The following is a 19237-nucleotide window of genomic DNA, read 5'->3' as shown; positions in this document are numbered from 1 at the left end:
TTCTAGCACATTGCGGCAACGCAGCGTAAGCCTGAAATGTGACCTGCGGCGGCCGGAAAAAAGCCTTTGGGATAAGTGTCTTAGGTGCCGTATTCGCCGCGGGCGCAGGGCACTTCGCTGACGGGGTGGGGAGTGGCAGGGGCGGAGAGCTTTCCGGAGACTTATGGGGCCAGGCTGACGCCCCGCGAAGCGCCGGCGGCGGCGCTGAACTGGATACGCCGGTCATTCGCGGCCGAGGCGGATCGCTATTTCCTGTGGACGCCGGTTTTCATGGCTCTCGGGATAGGAACCTATTTCTCCCTGCCGTTTGAACCGGACATATTGCCAGCGCTGATGGCTCTGGCCGCAACGGGCCTGCTCCTTTGGGGTGTGCGCCGGCGCCCCATGATGGCGCTCTGTGCCGCGGCGCTGTTTGCGACGGCGATCGGCTTTGGCGCGGCGGTTTGGCGGGCGGAGCGGGTGGCGGCGCCGGTGCTTGAGCGGCCGCTTTCGGGGACGCTGATCGGGCGCGCCATATCGGTCGAGAAAACCGAGACCGGCGCGCTTCTGGCAGTCATCGCGCCACAGTCCTTTTCGAGCCACGCGGAAGATAAGCTACCTGCGAAAGTGCGGCTCAATATCCGCATCCGTGACGCTGCGTTACGCCCCGGCGCGGTTGTGGAATTGCGGGCCAGGCTCATGCCGCCGCCGGAACCTGTCTCGCCACGCGGCTTCGACTTTGCGCGGCAAGCCTGGTTTCAGGGGCTTGGCGCGGTCGGCTTTGCCTATAGCGCACCTGTCGAACTGGAGGCGCCGGACGGTGCCGATGCGTGGCTGATGAGCCTGCGCATGACGATCGGCGACCGCATACGCGGCGTGATCGGCGGGACGAGCGGCGCCGTTGCGGCCGCATTGATAACCGGCGAACGCGCGGGCATCCCGGACGATGTGTCGGATGATCTGCGTTCTGCCGGCATCTATCACGTTCTGGCTATTTCCGGCCTGCATATGGTGCTCTTTGCAGGCTCGTTCTTCTGGGCGGTGCGCGCCGCACTTGCGCTCGTGCCGGGACTGGCATTGCGCTACCCGATCAAGAAATGGGCCGCTGCCGCCGCGATTGTCGGTGCGAGTTTCTATCTCGCCATTTCGGGCGGCGCCATAGCGACGCAGCGCGCCTGGCTGATGATTACCCTCATGTTTATCGCGGTCATGCTCGACCGGCCTGCGCTCAGCATGCGGAACGTCGTTTTGGCGGCCATTCTGGTTTTGCTCTGGCGGCCCGAAAGCCTCATCGGCGCAGGTTTCCAGATGTCATTTGCGGCAGTGGTCGCCCTAATAGCTTTTTATGAAAGCGATATGGTGCGCCGCTGGACGACGGGGCCTCGCGGCTATGGCCTAGCCGATTGGCCGCGCCTTGCAGCCGCCTACACGCTCGGTATAGCACTTACGAGCATCGTCGCCGGTGCAGCGACGGGTGCCATTGCCGCCTTCCACTTCAATCGCATCGCAATCCACGGTCTGGCGGGGAACATCGCCGCCATGCCAGTCGTCGGCATTGTCGTGATGCCTATGGCTCTGGCGGCGCTGCTCTTGATGCCGTTTGGGCTGGATGCACCCGCACTTTGGGCTATGGGCTGGGGTGTCTCGACCATGCTCGACGTGGCGAATGAGGTGGCGAGCTGGGGTGGAGCCGACAGGCTGGTGCCCGCTGCACCGCTGCATGCGTTGCTGCTTGTTACGCTCGGCGGATTGTGGATGGCGCTATGGCGCGAGCGCTGGCGCCATGCCGGCGTGCTGCCGATCGTCATTGGCCTTGCGCTTTGGAACAGTGCGCCGAAGCCCGATATCATGATTGACAGGGATGCGTCATTGCTCGCAGTACGTGCCGCCGACGGCAGGATCGCGCTTACCTCGTCGCCGCCGGACTATGCCGCGCGCCAATGGCTTCGCTACGAAGGTGATAGCCGGAGCCCGCGGGACGCCGCGCGCGTGGAACATATGAATTGTGATGCGAGCGGATGCGTTTATGCAGAGGAGGGCAGATATGTTGTTGCGTTCCCGGCAACGCTCGATGCGGTTGCGGAGGATTGCGGCAAGGCTGAAGTCGTTGTCGCCCGTGTGCCGGTGCCTTACCGATTGAAAAATGAATGCGGCGCGCTGCTGCTGCTCGACTGGTTCCACTTCTGGCGAAATGGAGCGACCGAACTCACCTTCGCCGAAGACGGAAGGATTGAAGTGAAGACGGCGCGGCAGGCACGTGGCAACCGGCCCTGGGTACAGCAGCGCGGCAGGGCTCAGTAGCGGCGGAGAAGACCGACCAGCTTGCCCTGAACCTTGACGCGATCCGGCCCGAAGATCCGGGTTTCATAGGCAGGGTTCGCCGCTTCGAGTGCGATCGACTCGCCTTTCTTGCGCAGGCGCTTCAGCGTCGCTTCGTAGCCATCGACAAGCGCTACCACGATGTCGCCGCTCGATGCCGTATCGCAGCGCTGAATGAGAACGGTATCGCCGTCGAGAATGCCCGCCTCGATCATCGAGTCGCCTTTCACCTCGAGCGCGTAATGCTCGCCGGATCCGAGCAGCGTCAAAGGTACACTGACCTGATGGCTCTCCTCCTGCAGCGCCTCAATGGGCGTGCCGGCTGCAATCCGGCCCATGACGGATATGGTCATGGAGTCGCCATTGTCCCGTGAGGGCGCGAGATCGCGGCTCGACGGTTTCGCCTGGGCGCCGCCTTCGATGACACTGGGCGAGAAGCCCCTGCCGCGAGACACGGCGAGGCTGGGCGAGGCAGCTTCCGGCAGTTTCAGGATTTCGAGAGCACGGGCACGATGCGGCAGGCGGCGGATGAAGCCGCGCTCCTCAAGCGCCGTGATGAGCCGGTGAATGCCGGATTTGGAGCGAAGATCGAGCGCCTCCTTCATTTCGTCAAAGCTTGGGGAGACACCGCCTTCCTTGATCCGCTCATGAATGAACATCAGCAGTTCGTGTTGTTTGCGTGTCAGCATCGTCTCCAGCCCCTTCCAGCGGTTCACGGGGCCAAATTCTGGCCACTCGGAACAAAACAAAAACGCTTTTGGCTGTTCTAGTTTAGTTCTCGTGAATCTGTCAAGCGCATTTGTGGATAACTCACATACGCAGTGGCAAAACCGTAACGATTTCACCGGCTTTGGCCTCCGGCGCCTCGGGCGGACGAATGATGAGGCAGCCGGCGCGCGAAAGCGCGGAGAGCATGGAACTGTCCTGAATCATGGCCGGTGTCGCGACGGGAAGCTCCCCCTGAATATGGTCGAAACCGGCCCGGACATAGTCTTCTCTCCGGTCATTGGCGGGAAGCGCTGAGCCAAGCCGGGCGAGGGTCGTGCGGAGCGAAGCATCCCCGCCCTGCAGCCGGGCGATGGCGGGCTTGAGGAACAAGACGGCGCAGACAAGGGCGGAAACCGGATTGCCAGGCAGGCCGAGCATGGGCTTATCGCCAAGCCGGCCATACATCAGCGGCTTGCCCGGCCGCATGGCAATCTTCCAGAAGTCGATATCGAGGCCGAGCGGCACAAGCGCCGATTGTACCAGGTCATGGTCGCCCACCGATGCGCCGCCCAGCGTCACCAGCATGTCGGCCTCGCGCGCGCGTTCGGTCGCAGCGCGGATGGCGTTTTCGCTGTCTGCCGCAATGCCGAGATCGAGCGGGACCCCGCCCGCCTCGAGGATGAGCGCCGCAAGCCCGTCATTGTTGGCGGAGACGATCTGGTTCGGGCCCGGTTCCGTGCCGGGCGGAACAAGCTCGTTGCCGGTCGAGAAGAAGGCTATGACCGGTCGCTTGCAGACTTGCAGCGTTGCGAGGTTCATCGCAGCGGCAAGCGCAATATCGGCGGGTGAAAGGCGCTGTCCGGCAGGAAGTCCTGCATCGCCGGTGCGGAAATCGAGGCCGGCGCGGCGCACATGCCGACCCGCCGTTGCCGTCTCCTTGACGATCACGATGCTGCCGTCGCGTTCCGTGTTCTCCTGAATGACGATTGCGTCGGCACCGCGTGGCAGCGCTGCGCCGGTGAAGATGCGCACCGCCTCGCCAGTCTTGAGTTCATCGGCATAGGCGCCGCCCGCAGGCACCTCGCCAACAATCCTGAGACGTGCGGGAACGGTCGCAGCATCCGCCGCTTTCACCGCATAGCCATCCATCGCCGACAGATCGGCGGGCGGCTGCGTCCGCCGCGCAATTGCTTCTTCCGCAAGCACGCGGCCATACGCGTGGCGCAGCGGCACGCTTTCCGTTTGCGTCGAGTGCAGAGAGGCGAGAATACGCGTCCGCGCTTCCGCCACGGAAAGGAGAGGTTGCTCTGCCATGAGGCTTTCCTAGCCTGCCTTGTAGTGACCAGACTTGCCGCCCGACTTCTCCGTGAGCCGGATATCACCGATCACCATGCCTCGATCGACAGCTTTCGCCATGTCGTAAAGTGTGAGGCAGGCAACGGATACGGCAGTCAGCGCCTCCATCTCTACGCCTGTCTGACCGGACAATTTCACCGTCGCCTCGACTTCGACAGAGTTTGTCTTCTTGTCAGCGCGCAGATCGACTTCGACCTTTGAAATGGCGAGCGGATGGCAAAGCGGGATTAGGTCGGCCGTTCTCTTTGCCGCCATGATTCCCGCAAGCCGCGCCACTTCGAGCGCATTTCCCTTCTTGAGGTTGTCATCGAGAATGAGCTTGAGCGTAGACGGCTTCATGAAGATGCGCCCATTCGCCGTTGCGCTGCGTGCCGTGACCGGTTTCTCCGATACGTCCACCATCCGCGCCGCACCCTTTTCGTCGAGATGCGTGAGCTTCCTCTTCGAGGCAGGTTTTTTCGTCATTCGGCAAGTTCCTTGCGCATGAAGCAGCGGCGTTCGATCGGCAAGCCCAAATCTTCCTCGCGATAATGAGCGAGAAGAAGGGCCGGCGTCCACTCGTTCCGTGCAAGCTCCCGGAATCCGCATGAAACATAGAACGGGCCGTTCCACGGGATATCACGGAATGTGGAAAGCGTTACCGCATCAAATCCACGCTCCCGCGCATGGGTGCAGACGGCTTCGACCAGCCTGCGTCCCAGACCGCGTTTGCCATGTGAGGGGTGCACGGACAATTCATAGATATGCATATGGCGGTCGAGAGGCGCGCCGAGAATGAAGCCGACCGGCATGCCGTTACCGGTCGCGGTAAAGACAACGCCTGCATTGGCGGTGGCTTCGATGAATTCGAGACCGGTCGGTTCATGCGATGCAATCTCCGGCAGACCGGCATCGGCGAAGAGGGCTGCGGCTGCGCTTTCGATCACACCGAAATGGCGGAAATCGTCCGGTCGAGCCTGGCGGATTTCATAGGTCACAGGTTTTGTCTTTCGATGGCGCTATCACCGAAACGCAATACAAACGTCGCATGAAGCGGTGGCGCACGAAACGGGGATGCGAACTGATCTGCGCGGGGACAGCAAGAACCAGGCCCCGCTTGGTCGGCCCCTCACGGGGGCCCATGCGCCTGCGGTCAGGTGGAACCGGACAGCAACGCGCGCGTTGCCGCCTCCACATTTTCCTGCCGCATAAGGCTTTCCCCGACGAGGAATGTCCGCACTCCAACCTTTTCGAGCCGTTGGAGATCGGCATGCGTGAAGATGCCGCTCTCGCCGACGATGAGCCTGTCCCGAGGGACCCGTGGCGCAAGGCGCTCGGTCGTTGCGAGCGTCGTCTCGAAAGTCTTCAGATTGCGGTTGTTCACTCCGAGAAGTTCGCTCTTGAGAGAAAGCGCTCGTTCCAGCTCGTCCTCGTCATGCACTTCGACCAGCACATCCATATTCCAATGGAAAGCGGCGTCCTCAAGTTCGCGCGCCTGTGCGTCCGACACCGCCGCCATGATAATGAGAATGGCATCGGCTCCCATAGCGCGGGCTTCCGCCACCTGATAGGTGTCGTACATGAAATCCTTGCGGATGACGGGCAGGACACAGGCGGCTCGCGCGGCGGCGAGATAGTCGGGCGCACCCTGGAAAGAGGGGCCATCTGTCAGAACGGAAAGACATGCCGAGCCGCCCGCCGAATAGGCGCGCGCAAGGGCAGGCGGGTCGAAATCGGCGCGGATCAAGCCCTTGGAAGGGCTCGCCTTCTTGATTTCGGCAATCAGTGCAAAGGAGCCGGCGGACAGGCGCGACTTCAACGCATCGGCAAAGCCGCGCACGGGGCTCGCCGCGCGGGCTGCCGCCTCGACGCCGGCGAGTGGATGCGCCTGCTTTGCGGATGCGATTTCCTCGAGCTTGTAGGCACCGATCTTTTCGAGAATGTCAGCCATCTGACTTTCCGTTCGAGACCGCGACAAGCTTTGCGAGAGCCGCTTTTGCTTCGCCGCTGTCGATTGCCTTGGCGGCGATCGTGACGCCGTCCTTGAGATCCGTTACACGGCCCGAGACGATGAGTGCCGCGGCGCTGTTCAGCAAAACGATGTCGCGATAGGCGCTTGGCTCGCCATCGAGGAGGCGGCGGATAGCCGCTGCATTCTCGGCCGGGCTGCCGCCCTTCAAATCTTCGATGGAGGCACGCTTCAGGCCCGCATCTTCCGGCGTCACCGCGAAGAGGCGGATCGCGCCGTTCTTCAATTCGGCAATAGTGGTCGGACCCGTGGTCGTGATTTCGTCCATGCCATCCGAGCCATGCACGACCCAGGCGCTTTCGGAGCCCAGATTGCGCAGCACTTCGGCAAACGGCTCTACCCAGCCTGACGAGAACACGCCAAGCAGATGACGCTTCACAAGCGCGGGATTGGAAAGCGGCCCGAGCATATTGAACACGGTCTTGATACCGAGATCGTTGCGAACAGGCGCAACATGCTTCATGGCGGAATGATGGGCCTGCGCGAACATGAAGCCGATACCCGCCTTCTCGATGCAGCGCTGGATGGTGGCGGGATCGATGTCGAGATTGACGCCGAGCTCCTGCAACGCGTCCGCTGTGCCCGAAAGCGAGGACGCCTTGCGGTTGCCATGCTTGGCGACCGGAATGCCGGTCGCGGCGACGACGATGGAGGTCGCCGTCGAGATGTTCCAGGTGCCGAGCGCGTCGCCGCCCGTGCCGACAATGTCGATGGCATTTGCAGGCGCCTTCACGCGGAGCGCACGCTCGCGCATGACATTGGCACCAGCCGTGATCTCCTCGACCGTTTCGCCGCGTACACGAAGCCCCATCAGGAAGGCCGCGATCTGTGCCGGGCTCGCCTCGCCGGACATGACGGTCTCGAAAGCCGAGCGGGCTTCCGCCGCGTCGAGCTTCTGTCCTTCGGCAAGCGCTGCGATAATCGTCTTGAAATCGGTCATTGTTCTGCTTGGTCTGTTCTGGTCCGTCTGAAAGATATTCGCTCGACCGCCAAAAATACAGCCATTCCGCCTTACTGCCTCAGGCCAGTTCCCGCACATTCATGCCGGCGAGCTGCAGGAAATTCCTCAGCAGGTCGTGGCCATGCTCGGAGGCGATGCTTTCGGGGTGAAACTGGACGCCGTGGATCGGCAGATCCCTGTGCTGCATGCCCATTATGATGCCGTCCGTGGTCCAGGCGGTGATCTCGAGGCAATCCGGCAGGCTCTCGCGTTCCACGATCAGCGAGTGATAGCGCGTCGCAGCGATGGGGCTCGGCAGGTGCTGGAAGATGCCTTTACCGCCATGGTGGATGTCGCTCATCTTGCCATGCATGAGGACCGGAGCGCGCACCACCTTGCCACCGAAGGACTGGCCAATGGCCTGATGCCCGAGGCAGACGCCGAGAAGCGGAATCCGGTGCGCGGCGGCGGCGGCGATGAGGTCGAGGCAGATGCCGGCCTTGTCCGGGTCGCAGGGGCCGGGCGACAGGACGATGGCCTGCGGCCGCGTCGAAAGCGCTTCCTTGACCGTGATCTTGTCATTCCGGTGAACGGACGCCTCGGCACCCAGCTCGCCCAGAAAATGGACGAGATTGTAGGTGAAGCTGTCGTAATTATCGATGAGAAGCAGCATGGCGCGTTTCCCCAAAACCGGCCTCAGGGCCGTTCATTTTGATCCGGGTTTTCACCCTGCATTCCAGCAAGGCGCTCATTGCCGCTTTCCTGCCTGAGACGCATAGCGAACGGCCTCTTCCGCGGCGCGGAAGAGGGCCTTTGCCTTGTTGATGCTTTCCTGATGCTCGCCTTCGGGCGTTGAATCGGCAACCACGCCGCCGCCCGCTTGCACATACATCTTGCCGTCCTTCACGATGGCCGTGCGCAACACGATGCAGGTGTCCATTTCACCGGCCGCCGAGAAATAGCCAACGCAGCCCGCATAGGGGCCACGCTTCTCTAGCTCGAGTTCGTCGATGATTTCCATTGCGCGAACCTTCGGCGCGCCGGAAACCGTGCCCGCAGGAAAGCCCGCGACGAGCGCGGAGATCGCATCATAGGATGGATCGAGGTCGCCCTCGACATTAGATACAATGTGGATCAGATGCGAGGTGTACTGGAGCGCAAAACGTTCCGTCGCCTCGACGCTGCCGATTTTCGAGACGCGACCGACATCGTTCCGTCCGAGATCGAGCAGCATCAGATGTTCGGCACGCTCCTTCGGATCGGCGAGCAGCTCTTCGGCAATCGCCTCGTCCTCCGCGCGGTTTTTCCCTCGATGGCGTGTGCCGGCAATCGGACGGATCGTCACGCGATTATTCCTGACACGTACAAGAATTTCCGGGCTTGATCCGACGATGGAGAAATTCTCGAAATTGAGGAAGTAAAGGAAGGGCGACGGATTGATCCGCCTGAGTGCCCGATAGAGCGAGAAGGGCGGAAGGGCGAAAGGCGTTTCAAAACGCTGCGACAGCACCACCTGAAAGATGTCGCCTGCAGCGATATATTCCTTCGCCCGCTCCACCATGCCGTAATAGGTGTCGCGCGGTGTGTTCGATTGCGGTTCGGCGAGCGCCGCAATGTCGGCGTCGCGCGCACCATGCGGCAGTGCGCGGTCGAAATCGGCAACGACATCGGAGAGCCTTTCGCTCGCCCGTGCATAGGCGGCGGTGGCGCTGACATCGGGCTCCGGCCGGACCGGCGTCACGATCGTGACTTCATCCTTCACGGAATCGAAGACGCAGATGACGGTCGGACGGATGAAGATACCGTCGGGGAGGCCGAGCGCATCCGGGTTCTCATTCGGCAGGTGCTCCATCAGGCGCACCATGTCGTAGCTCATATAGCCGAAGACACCGGCGGCCATCGGCGGTAATTCTTCCGGCAAGTCGATCCGCGACTCCTCGATGAAGGTGCGCAGACTTTTCAATGCACCGCCTTCGCATGGGGCAAATGCTTCCACGTCGAAGCGGGCCTTGCGGTTGATTTCGGCACAGTCGCCCTGCGTCCGCCAGATGGCATCGGGCCTGAGACCGATGATCGAATAGCGGTTGCGCGCATCGCCGCCTTCGACGGATTCGAGGAGAAAGCTGTTCGCCTTGCCGTCCGCAATCTTGAGCATGGCCGAAACCGGCGTCTCAAGATCGGCAACGAGGCGGGTATAGACGACCTGTGGCCGTCCTTCCTTGTAGACAGCTTCGAAAGAACCGAATTCAGGCGAGATCATCGTCCGGCATCCGCCGATGTCAGCCGTCGCACGAGACCCTGATTGATCGTGACACCGGACTGGTTCTGATATCCGACGACGAAGGTCTGAAGCATGTCGGCGCCGATGGAGTCGGCGACGTCTGCACGTGCCTTCTCATAGGCGTCGGAGCCTTTTTTCGCCTCCGGAACGCCCACCGAACGAACCTGCATCAGCATGAGGCTGTCGCCCACGCCGACCGGCCCCCAGGTGAAGCTGCCTTCCGGCGCGGCGAACATGCGTGCGACGGCCGTCCGCGAGAACGTGTCGCTCTGCGCATATCGCTGAATGCCGGGCATGGTGAGGACGCTGCGGTTCAACTCGCTCGCGATCTGATCGAAGCTTTCGCCTGCATTGCCGCGGTCGGCAAGCTTCTGTGCGATGTTCTCGAGCGCCGCCACCCGTTGCTGGTCGCTCCAGACCTTGACGATTTCAGTGCGAACCTCGTCGAGAGGTTTCCGCGCGGCGGGCGTCACCGCATTGATCTCGACCCAGTAGTAGCCTTCCTTGCCCGTGTCGAGCGGCGGAATCTGGTCCCCCTCCATGTTCTCGAAAACGGCGCTGAGAAGTCCCGGCAGCTCCGGCAGGTCGACAGCCTCGCCTTCGCGCGTCCGTCCCTGCGACGTGACGCCGGAGAAATGGCGCACGGCGATGCCAAAGCGCTCCGAGATGGCATCGAGCGATTCACCGCCCGCACGTGCATCTTCTATGTCGTTTTGCGTGTCGTAGATTTGCTCGCGCGCCAGTTCGATCTTGAGCGCGGCGAGAAGTTGCTCGCGCACTCCCTCGAATGTGCTCGGGTTGCCTTCTTCGATCGAGTCGGTGCGGAAAACAGCCCAGCCGAGCGGACCGCGCACTGGCTCGCTCCATGCGCCAGCCTCGGCGGCAAAGGCAGCATCCGCCAGAACCGGCGAAAGCAGCTCGTCGCGCGTGACCTTGCCGAGCTTGAAATCCTCTTCGTCGAGGCCGAGTTCGCCTGCGATGACGGATGTGGACGTACCCTCGCGCAGCCGTGCGAGCGCGGCCGAGGCATCGCCTTCGCTCGGGAACGTGATCTGAACGAGTTCGCGCCGCTCGGGCACGTCATATTCGCCGCGCCGTTCCTTATAGGCTGCCCGAAGCTGTTCCTCGGACACCGATACGGAATCGAGAATGTCCGAGGGTTCGATTTCCATGATCGCGAAGTCGCGCGTCTCGGGCAGCGTGAAGGCGGAGGCGCCGGCTTCATAAAGCGAGGCGACATCTTCTTCCGAAGGCTCGGGAATCTCGGTCACCAGCGACGGTGGCAGAATGATGTATCCGGCTGTGCGGGTTTCCTCCTGAAAGCGCAATACTGTCTTCGTAAGAATGTCCGGTGTGGGAATGCCGGCCTCGACCACGCCGGAGAGCTGCGCCCGCTGCATGCCCTTGCGGCGCTGTTCGATGAAACGCTCTTCGGGGATGCCGTTCTGGCGGAGAAGCTGCCGGAAGAGGTCGCGATCGAAGCGGCCGAAGGCACCCTGCAGATTGGGATCGTTCACAATGTCGATCCCGACGGCCTCGTCGCCAATGGCCAGGCCGAGTTCGCTGGCGGCCTCGTCAAGCGAAACCACGGCGATAAGGCGGGACAGGGCCATCCTGTCGCCCCCGAAGCGCACCGCCTGCTCACGCGTGAGGGGCTGACCGAGCCGCTCGGACATGCGGTCGATCTCCATTCGGAACTCGCGCTCGAATGTAGCCGAGTCGATCTTCTGGTCGCCCACTTTGGCGACGGTGTCATCGCTGAAGCCGGTAAAGATGTCGGCGATGCCCCAAACCGCGAATGCGATCACCAGAATGCCGATAATGGCAAATCCGACGATACCGGAAGCGGTTTTCCGAAGACTGTCGAGCATGGTCCGTCTTTCTCTCCGGCCCCCTTTTGGCAAGGCGGCTCAATTCGTATTTCAGATATGCGGGTCCGGCCAACCGGCCCCCGCGAATGAGGGCGGCATGATAGGTGCGGGGGCAGGGGGCCGCAAGCGGCTCGGCGGGGCTTCACGCTTGATTTTCCTTGGAAAAATGCGGAAGCCCCGCCGTCCGGCAGGGGGGGGGCTGCTGCCGGGACCTCAGACCTGCGCGCTGTAGATTGGGGGCAGGCCGAACTCGACATAGACCCGGATGCTCGCCTGCGTTGCTTCTACAAGCGCCCACATCAGGACGAAGCTCGCCGCCGCCCAGAGCGAGAAGGCAAAGCGGGCGCCGAGCAGATGCGGCGTCTCATCCTGCGCCGTCGCGAAAATCAAGGCGAAGAAGGCGACCTGAAAGGCGGGCAGTATGACGACGAGCGCCTGCAGGAGGTCGTCCGGCGGGCGGGAGCCGAACGACAGGCCGAGAAAGACGGCGAGCGAGGCGGCGACACCCGCGCTGCGGCCGTGCTGAACGATCCTGTGAACCAGGGCGATAGGCATAATTCTTCTCCATTCCCTCTCCGCGATTGCGAAGAAGGTCAAGTTGTTTTCAAGTATTCAGGCGCTGGAAGGCAGGCAAAACTCTACTGGTTGTGCCCACGCAATTTGCGCGGGAACAATGGCTCCACCTTCGGAAACGCTGTAATGACGCTGAATCAGCGCGGCGGCGCGCGTATCTCCAGCGACGGGCCGGCGAAGCGGTTCAAGTATTCAAGCGGCATGGGCAATCTCCGGTTACGCGTTGTGTCGGCGGTGACCGGAGTTCTGAAAACACAAGAGCCCCGATCTGGTGGATGGGGCTCTCAAACGTCGATTTTGCAGGCTATTTCAGCGCGTGCGCAAGCGACTCGGCCCCGAAGGCGAGTAACCCCAAAAGGTGGCCTCTACGGCCATATGGATTCGACGGTTTTTCATGCCGGGCAACCTACACGCGGGTGTATTACTTGCCAATCGAATATTCATTGAAATGAAAGTTTCGTTGGGACTGTGTTCTATTTCCCTCAGGTGAATGTCACCCATGCGCGGCGTGTGTCACAGCCGGGCGTTGGCGCGGTGCCGGCCTTCTGCTAAACGGACGCAAATCATTTTGATGCGGAGAGCGGGAAGATGGCGCGCGTGAAGGCACTTGTGGCCGGCAACTGGAAGATGAACGGGGAGAAGGCCTCGAAGAAGGAAGTGACGGCGCTCGTGCGGAAGCTGGCGGGCAAGAAAAAGCTGGCTTGCGACGTTCTGATCTGCCCGCCTGCCACTCTGGTCGGCCTGGTGAAGGAAGCGGTGAGGGGCTCGAAGATCGCGATCGGCGGCCAGGATTGTCACGCGAAGGAAAGCGGCGCTCATACTGGCGACATTTCCGCGGAGATGCTGAAGGATGCCGGCGCAACCCATGTCATCGTTGGTCATTCCGAGCGCCGCGCCGACCATGGCGAAACCGATGCCGCGGTTCGTGCCAAGGCGGAAGCCGCACATCGCGCAGGGCTGACGGCCATCGTCTGCGTCGGCGAGACGGAAGCCGAGCGCGATGCAGGCGCGACGCTCAAAGTGATCCGCAGCCAGCTCAAGGGCTCGCTCCCTGACGCTGCCGCGGCGAAGACAACCGTCATCGCCTATGAGCCGGTCTGGGCTATCGGCACGGGCCGGACGCCGACCCCGGAAGATGTTGCCAGGGTCCATGCCGCGATCCGCAATGTGCTGGAAGCGCGCTTCGGCGCGGAAGGCGCGAAGATGCGCATTCTCTATGGCGGCTCGGTGAAGCCTGCGAATGCGAAGGAGCTTATGGCGGTGCCGAATGTGAACGGTGCGCTGGTGGGCGGTGCGAGCCTCAAGGCGGATGATTTCTGGGGTATCATTTCCGCCTATCTCTGAGCGAGACGCGACATTTCGGTTTGGCCAAGTACGGTGGAATTGGCTGAATACCGGGTTTTTTTAGGATTGCCTTGTAATCCTCCGGCAAAGCGCCTATATGTGCGTCATCGAATTCTTTGGTTCGGCTGCTCTCCACGCTCGCGATCGAGCGCCGGACCTGTCTATCCCGATCCCTCGAAGTTTGATCCGCCGGTAGCACAGTGCGACCGGTGGCAATATCTCACGTTATAAGGAATGCCTCACATGGCAAACGGCACCGTTAAGTGGTTCAACTCCCAGAAGGGCTTCGGCTTCATTCAGCCGGAAAGCGGCGACAAGGACGTTTTCGTCCATATCTCCGCTGTTGAACGCGCGGGCATGCGCGGTCTCAACGAAGGTCAGGCGATTGCCTATGACCTCGAGACCGATCAGCGCAGCGGCAAGGTCTCGGCGGCGAATCTTCGCAACGCCTGAACCGGCTATTCAAGGGGCGCTTCGGCGCCCCTTTTCTATTTTTGGAGCGGGTTATGGCGCGCAGCAACAGAAAGCTGACGGACAGCGACTTCGTCATGTTCAACGTCGTCTATGAAGACGGCGCGCTCAGCTCCAATCGCAAGGTGCCGCTGACGGAGATCGACGGCGCCGCCGATACGGCGGGCGCAAAAGCGATCATCGAGGCGCAGGACCGTGACATCGCGGAAAAGTCCGGGCGCCCTCGCGGCCGGGTCAAAACGATCGAGCGGGTCAAGCGAAAGTAAGCATGGCATTCAAACCGAACTATCGGCATGAGCGCGCTGAGCGCGATCGCGCCAAATCCGCGAAGACACAGCAAAAGCTGAAGGATCGCGAGGAAAAAACGGCTCTCCGCAAGGATGTGAAGGGCGACGATGGCAGCGAGCCGCCAGGAGACTGAACAATGCAGAAGCACAGGTTTGATATCGGTGAAACGGTCGAGTTCACCGCCGGCGGGTCTTATCCGCCCGCCGCACGCGGTCTTTACAAGGTGCTGCGCCAGCTTCCCGCAGAAGGCGACGGCTACCAGTACCGTGTCAAGAACCTTGCTGATGGCCATGAACGCATGGTTCGGGAAGGTCAGCTCGATCATCCCGCAACGGCCGGGAACACGACTGCCGCCTGAGGCCGAAACCAGCCAAGCTGAAAATTTCCGTAATAATTGCGGGGCGGCCGTGACCTTGGTCGAAACCCCGTTGACAGGGCTGGAAACCGGACGCTTCATGCGCTACAAACCGGCCCGTCTGGCCGGACCGCATCGAGCGATGCGCGTGGCGGCTCTTTATTTTCCATAAGCCTTCAGGGCTGCCCGAGGTGTCATGACGACCATCATTCTCATCATTCATCTGATGCTCGCGGTGGCGCTTGTCACGACGATCCTGCTGCAGCGCTCCGAAGGCGGTGCGCTGGGTATCGGCGGTGGCGGCGATGGCTTCATGTCGGGGCGCGGGACAGCAAATGCGCTAACCCGGACGACAGCAGTTCTGGCTGTGCTTTTCATCACCACAAGCCTTGTGCTCGGCATTCTTGCGACGCGCGGAGGCTCGAGCGACAGCGTGCTTGACCGTGTGGTGCCGCTGGCAGGCCCGGGCGACACCGTGCTGCCGGATGTGCCGGCGCCGTTCGAGGGGTTTGGTGAACCGGATGTAACTCCGGCGGCCCCGGCCGAACCTGCCGAACCGACCGTTCCGCGCGCGGAATAGACGAAAAAAGTCACGTTTGGCCGGTTCTGGACAGGCGCCCGGACCGGCGGGAAGATTCTGTATCGGGAGCCGGTTTGGGGCCTCCGAATCATTTTGCTTGGTGTAACCTAGGGGCCCATGACGCGGTACATATTCATCACCGGCGGCGTGGTTTCCTCCCTCGGAAAAGGTCTCGCTTCCGCAGCGCTCGGCGCGCTTCTGCAGGCGCGCGGCTATTCCGTGCGGCTGCGGAAACTCGACCCGTATCTCAATGTGGACCCGGGGACCATGTCCCCGATCCAGCATGGCGAAGTCTATGTGACCGATGACGGGGCGGAAACCGACCTCGACCTCGGCCACTACGAGCGCTTCACCGGCGTACCGGCAAGCCGCGCCGACAACATCACCACCGGCCGCATCTATCAGGAAATCATCGCGCGGGAACGCCGCGGCGATTATCTCGGCGGCACGGTGCAGGTGATCCCGCATGTGACGGATGCCATCAAGGAATTCGTGCTCTCCGGCAACAAGGATGTCGATTTCGTGCTTTGCGAGATCGGCGGCACGGTCGGCGATATCGAGGGTCTACCCTTCTTCGAGGCGATCCGCCAGCTCGGCAACGAACTCGACCGCGGCCAGACCTGCTACATCCATCTGACGCTCCTGCCCTTCATCCCGTCCGCCGGCGAAATGAAAACCAAGCCGACGCAGCACTCGGTGAAGGAACTGCGCTCCATCGGCATTCAGCCCGACATACTGATGTGCCGCTGCGACCGGCCGATCCCGAAGGATGAGCGCCGCAAGATCGCGCTCTTCTGCAATGTGCGCGAAAGCGCCGTCATTCAGGCGATGGATGTCGATACGATCTACGACGTGCCGAATGCCTATCACCTCGAAGGGCTCGACGAGGAAGTGCTCGCCGTCTTCGGTATCAAGGATGCCAAGGAGCCGAACCTCGCAAGCTGGCAGACCATCACCCACAATATCCGCGAGCCGGAAGGCGACGTGACCATTGCCATTGTCGGCAAGTACACGGGCCTCAAGGACGCCTACAAGTCGCTCATGGAAGCGCTGGTGCATGGCGGCATCGCAAACAAGGTGCGCGTGAACCTGAAATGGGTGGAGTCCGAAGTCTTCGACACGGAAGACACGGCCTATTACCTGGAAGACGTGAACGGCATTCTGGTGCCGGGCGGCTTTGGCGAACGCGGCAGTCAGGGCAAGATTCGCGCGGCCGAATTCGCGCGGACGCGGAACGTCCCCTATTTCGGTATCTGTTTCGGGATGCAGATGGCCGTGATCGAGGCGCTGCGGAGTATCGGCGGCCTGACCGGCGCAAGCTCGACCGAGTTCGGCCCGACGAATGAACCCGTTGTCGGCCTGATGACCGAATGGATGCGCGAGAACGAACTCGTGAAGCGCGCGGCGAATGGCGATCTTGGCGGCACCATGCGGCTTGGCGCCTATGACGCGGTGCTGAAAGAGGGGAGCCGGGTCGCGCAGATCTACGGTTCCACCCGGATCAACGAGCGCCACCGCCACCGCTATGAAGTGAACATGACCTACCGCGATGCCATCGAACAGGCGGGCCTCGTCATGTCCGGCGTCTCGCCCGACGGGCTCCTGCCGGAGATTATCGAGATACCCGACCATCCGTGGTATATTGGTGTTCAGTATCACCCGGAGCTGAAGTCGAAGCCGTTCGACCCGCATCCGCTGTTCCGGTCCTTTGTGGAAGCGGCGGTGGAGCAGAGCCGCCTCGTCTAGGCCGCAGGAGTAACCGAGATGCCCGCTAACAAGTCAGTCAAGGTCGGCAATTTCGAGATCGCGAACGACAAGCCCTTCGCGCTGATCGCGGGGCCGTGCCAGCTCGAAACGCGCCAGCATGCCTTCGACATGGCGGGCGCGATCAAGGAAATCGCGGACCGGCTCGGCATCCCCTTCATCTACAAGACATCCTTCGACAAGGCGAACCGCACGAGCCGCAATGCGAAGCGCGGCCTCGGCCTCGAACTTGCGCTGCCGATCTTCGAGGACCTGAAGAAGGAACTCGGTGTGCCGGTGCTGACCGACGTGCATGAGCGCGAGCAATGCGCGGAAGTGGCGCGCGTCGTCGACATTCTGCAGATCCCGGCCTTTCTCTGCCGCCAGACGGACCTTCTCGAAGCAGCGGCGCAGACCGGCAAGGTCGTGAACGTCAAGAAGGGCCAGTTCCTCGCGCCCTGGGACATGAAGAATGTCGTCAACAAGATCGTCGATGCGGGCAACCCGAATGTGCTCGCGACGGAGCGCGGCGTCTCCTTCGGCTACAACACGCTTGTGAACGACATGCGCGCGCTGCCGATCATGAAGGACGAATGCCTCTGCCCGGTGGTGATCGACGCGACGCATTCCGTGCAGCAGCCGGGCGGGCACGGCACGGCATCGGGCGGCGACCGCCGCATGGTGCCGGTGATCGCGACTGCCGCCGTTGCAATCGGCGTCGGCGCCGTCTTCATGGAAGCGCATCAGGATCCGGACAATGCACCTTCCGACGGGCCCAACATGGTGAAGCTCGCCGAGCTCGAACCGCTGCTCGCTCGGCTCAAGCAGTTCGACGCGCTGGCAAAGGCCGCCTAGGCCGTCTGCTTCTCGCCCCTGATCTGCGCCGAGACCTGCTGGCGGAGCTCCTCCGAACCGAACTGTGCAGCCGAAGGATCGAGCTTGCCGAGCGCGAATTCCGGCGGCACGACTTCCGGCCCCTGACCCGGTCCTAGCGGCGGCGTGTAATAGCCGAGTGCATAGCTTCCCATCGAATATCCTATCAAGGCCTGTAACTCGGGATCGAGCGTCTTTGCGATGTCGGGCGGGCAGGAGAGGTATTGGTTTTCCTCCTGACGTAGCCAGCCCAGCGTATAGGTGATGTTGATGCCGATGCGGTCGCCATTCGACTGATTGGCGCCGCCGCCGTGGAACACGCCGCCCGAATAGATCAGCACGGAACCGGCCGGCATTTCCGCATAGCCGATCTGGTCGTCCGTCGGCTGATAATCGTCCGGCCAGTCGAGACTGCCGGGGCAGACCTGTGTCGCGCCGTTTTCCTTCGTGAAATCGCTGATCGCCCAGATCGTGTTGAACTGCGGTTCGAGGCCCTTGAGATGCGTGCCCCAAGCCCAGCGGTCGCGATGGATCTGCTGTTTCTTCTGTCCCGGCGTGATGCGGATGACTTGCGTCAGATGAAGCTGGATGCGCTCACAGAATGGCTTGAGGAATATGTTTGCCGCTTCGACCACGGTCTTGCTCATCACCATGTCGCGGCAGGCGGGCGAGCGGGCGACCAGCGCGCCTGTGCGCGTGGTGAGATTGCCGGTGAAATCGTCGCGGCCGAATTCTGTCGCCTCGATATAGGGCATGGTCTCGGCCTTCACGCGGGCAAGCTCTTCGGCTGAAAGAACACCGGTCACGATCAGCGCGCCGTCGCGCTTCAGAACGGCGACGATATCTTCTGCGCTGGCGCTCGCGGGCAGCATTTCAAGCTTTGGCATTTTTCTTTCCTCCCGTTGATTTGCGGTGCGCGGTCTCCGGCGCGGGCAATAGCGGCCGCAGCATGGCTTCGAGTTGCGCGCGCTGGCGCTTCGCGGGCCATTCATCGGGCTCAAGCGTGGCGCGGATCGAGAAACCGTCAAGGATCGAGATGATCGCATCGCCCGTGACGGCGGGATCGATATGGGCCGCGAGTTTGGCTTTGCGCTGCTGACGGCGAATGATGGCGGCAAGCCCGTCGCGGAATTCGTCGTAATAGGCCTTGTTGATGCGGGCGAGGGCGGGGTCGCCCACGGCGCGGCCGAAGAAACTCATCCAGACGCGCCATTCGCGCCGGCTCTCCTCGTTGACCGGCAGGATGAGGGCCGCGAGCTCGACGAGATCATCCGCATCACCGCTCGCCTTCAGCCGGTAAAGGATGCCCTGCGCCACATGATCGAGCGCGGCGAGCAGCACCGCATCCTTGTCATTGAAATAATGAGTGATCGCGCCGGTCGTCGCTCCTGCTTCGCGGGCGACATCGACAAGCCGCGTATTGTCGATCCCCTGTTCGCCGATCACCGCGATGGCGGCGCGGGCGAAGTCCTTACGGCGGGCATCATGGTCGATCAGTTTTGGCATAATGGTAATTATATAAAAATCGCCGGGAAGTGCAAGGGGGCT

The 19237-nt window shown here is 62.1% G+C and carries 21 protein-coding genes; 9 read left to right on the top strand and 12 right to left on the bottom strand.

The annotated features are described in order from the left end of the window. Positions 1 to 84: 84 nt before the first annotated feature. Positions 85 to 2280 (top strand): ComEC/Rec2 family competence protein, encoded by a 2196-nt coding sequence (locus ACK4FH_RS13070; protein WP_409814413.1) that lies wholly within the window; start codon positions 85 to 87, stop codon positions 2278 to 2280. Here the strand turns inward: ACK4FH_RS13070 and lexA are convergent. The 10 genes from lexA to ACK4FH_RS13020 all read right to left on the bottom strand — a co-directional run bounded on the left by lexA (position 2274) and on the right by ACK4FH_RS13020 (position 12017). Then, complete coding sequence (gene lexA, locus ACK4FH_RS13065; RefSeq protein ID WP_409815298.1) at positions 2274 to 2987, bottom strand: transcriptional repressor LexA; 714 nt, start codon at positions 2985 to 2987, stop codon at positions 2274 to 2276. The genes ACK4FH_RS13070 and lexA overlap by 7 nt on opposite strands. A 121-nt stretch (positions 2988 to 3108) precedes the next feature. After that, complete coding sequence (gene glp, locus ACK4FH_RS13060; RefSeq protein WP_409814411.1) at positions 3109 to 4320, bottom strand: gephyrin-like molybdotransferase Glp; 1212 nt, start codon at positions 4318 to 4320, stop codon at positions 3109 to 3111. A gap of 9 nt (positions 4321 to 4329) precedes the next feature. Next, positions 4330 to 4827 carry a cyclic pyranopterin monophosphate synthase MoaC gene (moaC, locus tag ACK4FH_RS13055; protein WP_409814409.1) on the bottom strand — a complete coding sequence of 166 codons (498 nt, stop codon included), beginning with the start codon at positions 4825 to 4827 and terminating at the stop codon, positions 4330 to 4332. Then, positions 4824 to 5339 (bottom strand): GNAT family N-acetyltransferase, encoded by a 516-nt coding sequence (locus ACK4FH_RS13050; RefSeq protein WP_409814406.1) that lies wholly within the window; start codon positions 5337 to 5339, stop codon positions 4824 to 4826. The genes moaC and ACK4FH_RS13050 overlap by 4 nt, the downstream gene beginning before the upstream one ends. Positions 5340 to 5494: 155 nt before the next feature. Continuing rightward, positions 5495 to 6292, bottom strand: coding sequence for an indole-3-glycerol phosphate synthase TrpC (gene trpC, locus ACK4FH_RS13045; RefSeq protein ID WP_409814404.1), 798 nt, complete (start codon positions 6290 to 6292; stop codon positions 5495 to 5497). Beyond that, entirely contained in the window at positions 6285 to 7310 is a 1026-nt protein-coding gene (gene trpD / locus ACK4FH_RS13040; RefSeq protein WP_409814401.1) for an anthranilate phosphoribosyltransferase, read from the bottom strand. Before trpD ends, trpC begins: the two co-directional genes overlap by 8 nt. A 79-nt stretch (positions 7311 to 7389) precedes the next feature. Beyond that, positions 7390 to 7983 (bottom strand): anthranilate synthase component II, encoded by a 594-nt coding sequence (locus tag ACK4FH_RS13035; RefSeq protein ID WP_409814399.1) that lies wholly within the window; start codon positions 7981 to 7983, stop codon positions 7390 to 7392. A gap of 75 nt (positions 7984 to 8058) precedes the next feature. Then, a complete protein-coding gene (gene trpE / locus ACK4FH_RS13030; protein WP_409814397.1) occupies positions 8059 to 9570 on the bottom strand; it encodes an anthranilate synthase component I in 1512 nt (503 codons plus the stop codon). Further along, positions 9567 to 11462, bottom strand: a complete 1896-nt coding sequence (locus ACK4FH_RS13025) for a SurA N-terminal domain-containing protein (protein ID WP_409814395.1) — start codon at positions 11460 to 11462, stop codon at positions 9567 to 9569. Before ACK4FH_RS13025 ends, trpE begins: the two co-directional genes overlap by 4 nt. Before the next feature lie 213 nt (positions 11463 to 11675). Then, on the bottom strand, positions 11676 to 12017 hold the full coding sequence (locus tag ACK4FH_RS13020; RefSeq protein ID WP_409814392.1) for a hypothetical protein: 342 nt from the start codon (positions 12015 to 12017) through the stop codon (positions 11676 to 11678). A 606-nt stretch (positions 12018 to 12623) separates the two neighbouring features. Between ACK4FH_RS13020 and tpiA the strand changes: the two genes are divergently transcribed. The 8 genes from tpiA (at position 12624) to kdsA (ending at position 17671) form a co-directional block, all read left to right on the top strand. Then, complete coding sequence (tpiA, locus tag ACK4FH_RS13015; RefSeq protein WP_409814390.1) at positions 12624 to 13379, top strand: triose-phosphate isomerase; 756 nt, start codon at positions 12624 to 12626, stop codon at positions 13377 to 13379. A 243-nt stretch (positions 13380 to 13622) separates the two neighbouring features. Next, positions 13623 to 13832: a cold-shock protein gene (locus ACK4FH_RS13010; protein WP_409814388.1), complete on the top strand. Its 210-nt coding sequence runs from the start codon at positions 13623 to 13625 to the stop codon at positions 13830 to 13832. Positions 13833 to 13885: 53 nt separating this feature from the next. Continuing rightward, entirely contained in the window at positions 13886 to 14116 is a 231-nt protein-coding gene (locus ACK4FH_RS13005; protein WP_409814387.1) for a hypothetical protein, read from the top strand. A 2-nt stretch (positions 14117 to 14118) separates the two neighbouring features. Then, entirely contained in the window at positions 14119 to 14271 is a 153-nt protein-coding gene (locus tag ACK4FH_RS13000) for a hypothetical protein (protein ID WP_409814385.1), read from the top strand. Between the two features lie 3 nt (positions 14272 to 14274). Next, positions 14275 to 14496 carry a hypothetical protein gene (locus tag ACK4FH_RS12995; protein WP_409814382.1) on the top strand — a complete coding sequence of 74 codons (222 nt, stop codon included), beginning with the start codon at positions 14275 to 14277 and terminating at the stop codon, positions 14494 to 14496. Between the two features lie 193 nt (positions 14497 to 14689). Beyond that, complete coding sequence (secG, locus tag ACK4FH_RS12990; RefSeq protein ID WP_409814379.1) at positions 14690 to 15073, top strand: preprotein translocase subunit SecG; 384 nt, start codon at positions 14690 to 14692, stop codon at positions 15071 to 15073. Between the two features lie 117 nt (positions 15074 to 15190). After that, positions 15191 to 16819, top strand: coding sequence for a CTP synthase (locus ACK4FH_RS12985; protein ID WP_409814376.1), 1629 nt, complete (start codon positions 15191 to 15193; stop codon positions 16817 to 16819). An 18-nt stretch (positions 16820 to 16837) separates the two neighbouring features. After that, positions 16838 to 17671, top strand: coding sequence for a 3-deoxy-8-phosphooctulonate synthase (gene kdsA, locus ACK4FH_RS12980; RefSeq protein ID WP_409814374.1), 834 nt, complete (start codon positions 16838 to 16840; stop codon positions 17669 to 17671). On the opposite strand, the gene ACK4FH_RS12975 is transcribed toward kdsA, so the two are convergent. Together ACK4FH_RS12975 and ACK4FH_RS12970 are read right to left on the bottom strand one after the other, a co-directional pair. Then, positions 17668 to 18576 (bottom strand): phytanoyl-CoA dioxygenase family protein, encoded by a 909-nt coding sequence (locus tag ACK4FH_RS12975; protein WP_409814371.1) that lies wholly within the window; start codon positions 18574 to 18576, stop codon positions 17668 to 17670. The two genes, kdsA and ACK4FH_RS12975, sit on opposite strands and share 4 nt — an antisense overlap. Then, a complete protein-coding gene (locus ACK4FH_RS12970) occupies positions 18563 to 19195 on the bottom strand; it encodes a TetR/AcrR family transcriptional regulator (protein ID WP_409814370.1) in 633 nt (210 codons plus the stop codon). Before ACK4FH_RS12970 ends, ACK4FH_RS12975 begins: the two co-directional genes overlap by 14 nt. Positions 19196 to 19237 lie beyond the last annotated feature (42 nt).

It is taken from the genome of Parvibaculum sp. (genome assembly GCF_046297875.1).
Taxonomy (GTDB): Bacteria; Pseudomonadota; Alphaproteobacteria; order Parvibaculales; family Parvibaculaceae; genus Parvibaculum.
The sequence above is the reverse complement of the archived record's forward strand: the minus strand, read 5'-3'. Positions and strand labels throughout refer to the sequence as shown.

Bases quoted from the DNA above. Each gene is read 5' to 3' on its own strand.
- trpD (WP_409814401.1), bottom strand. From the start codon at position 7,310: ATGACCGATTTCAAGACGATTATCGCAGCGCTTGCCGAAGGACAGAAG.
- trpE (WP_409814397.1), bottom strand. From the start codon at position 9,570: ATGATCTCGCCTGAATTCGGTTCTTTCGAAGCTGTCTACAAGGAAGGA.
- ACK4FH_RS13025 (WP_409814395.1), bottom strand. From the start codon at position 11,462: ATGCTCGACAGTCTTCGGAAAACCGCTTCCGGTATCGTCGGATTTGCC.
- ACK4FH_RS13035 (WP_409814399.1), bottom strand. From the start codon at position 7,983: ATGCTGCTTCTCATCGATAATTACGACAGCTTCACCTACAATCTCGTC.
- ACK4FH_RS12995 (WP_409814382.1), top strand. From the start codon at position 14,275: ATGCAGAAGCACAGGTTTGATATCGGTGAAACGGTCGAGTTCACCGCC.
- ACK4FH_RS13020 (WP_409814392.1), bottom strand. From the start codon at position 12,017: ATGCCTATCGCCCTGGTTCACAGGATCGTTCAGCACGGCCGCAGCGCG.
- lexA (WP_409815298.1), bottom strand. From the start codon at position 2,987: ATGCTGACACGCAAACAACACGAACTGCTGATGTTCATTCATGAGCGG.
- ACK4FH_RS13000 (WP_409814385.1), top strand. From the start codon at position 14,119: ATGGCATTCAAACCGAACTATCGGCATGAGCGCGCTGAGCGCGATCGC.
- ACK4FH_RS12985 (WP_409814376.1), top strand. From the start codon at position 15,191: ATGACGCGGTACATATTCATCACCGGCGGCGTGGTTTCCTCCCTCGGA.
- ACK4FH_RS13010 (WP_409814388.1), top strand. From the start codon at position 13,623: ATGGCAAACGGCACCGTTAAGTGGTTCAACTCCCAGAAGGGCTTCGGC.
- trpC (WP_409814404.1), bottom strand. From the start codon at position 6,292: ATGGCTGACATTCTCGAAAAGATCGGTGCCTACAAGCTCGAGGAAATC.
- secG (WP_409814379.1), top strand. From the start codon at position 14,690: ATGACGACCATCATTCTCATCATTCATCTGATGCTCGCGGTGGCGCTT.
- ACK4FH_RS12970 (WP_409814370.1), bottom strand. From the start codon at position 19,195: ATGCCAAAACTGATCGACCATGATGCCCGCCGTAAGGACTTCGCCCGC.
- ACK4FH_RS13005 (WP_409814387.1), top strand. From the start codon at position 13,886: ATGGCGCGCAGCAACAGAAAGCTGACGGACAGCGACTTCGTCATGTTC.
- kdsA (WP_409814374.1), top strand. From the start codon at position 16,838: ATGCCCGCTAACAAGTCAGTCAAGGTCGGCAATTTCGAGATCGCGAAC.
- ACK4FH_RS12975 (WP_409814371.1), bottom strand. From the start codon at position 18,576: ATGCCAAAGCTTGAAATGCTGCCCGCGAGCGCCAGCGCAGAAGATATC.
- tpiA (WP_409814390.1), top strand. From the start codon at position 12,624: ATGGCGCGCGTGAAGGCACTTGTGGCCGGCAACTGGAAGATGAACGGG.
- glp (WP_409814411.1), bottom strand. From the start codon at position 4,320: ATGGCAGAGCAACCTCTCCTTTCCGTGGCGGAAGCGCGGACGCGTATT.
- moaC (WP_409814409.1), bottom strand. From the start codon at position 4,827: ATGACGAAAAAACCTGCCTCGAAGAGGAAGCTCACGCATCTCGACGAA.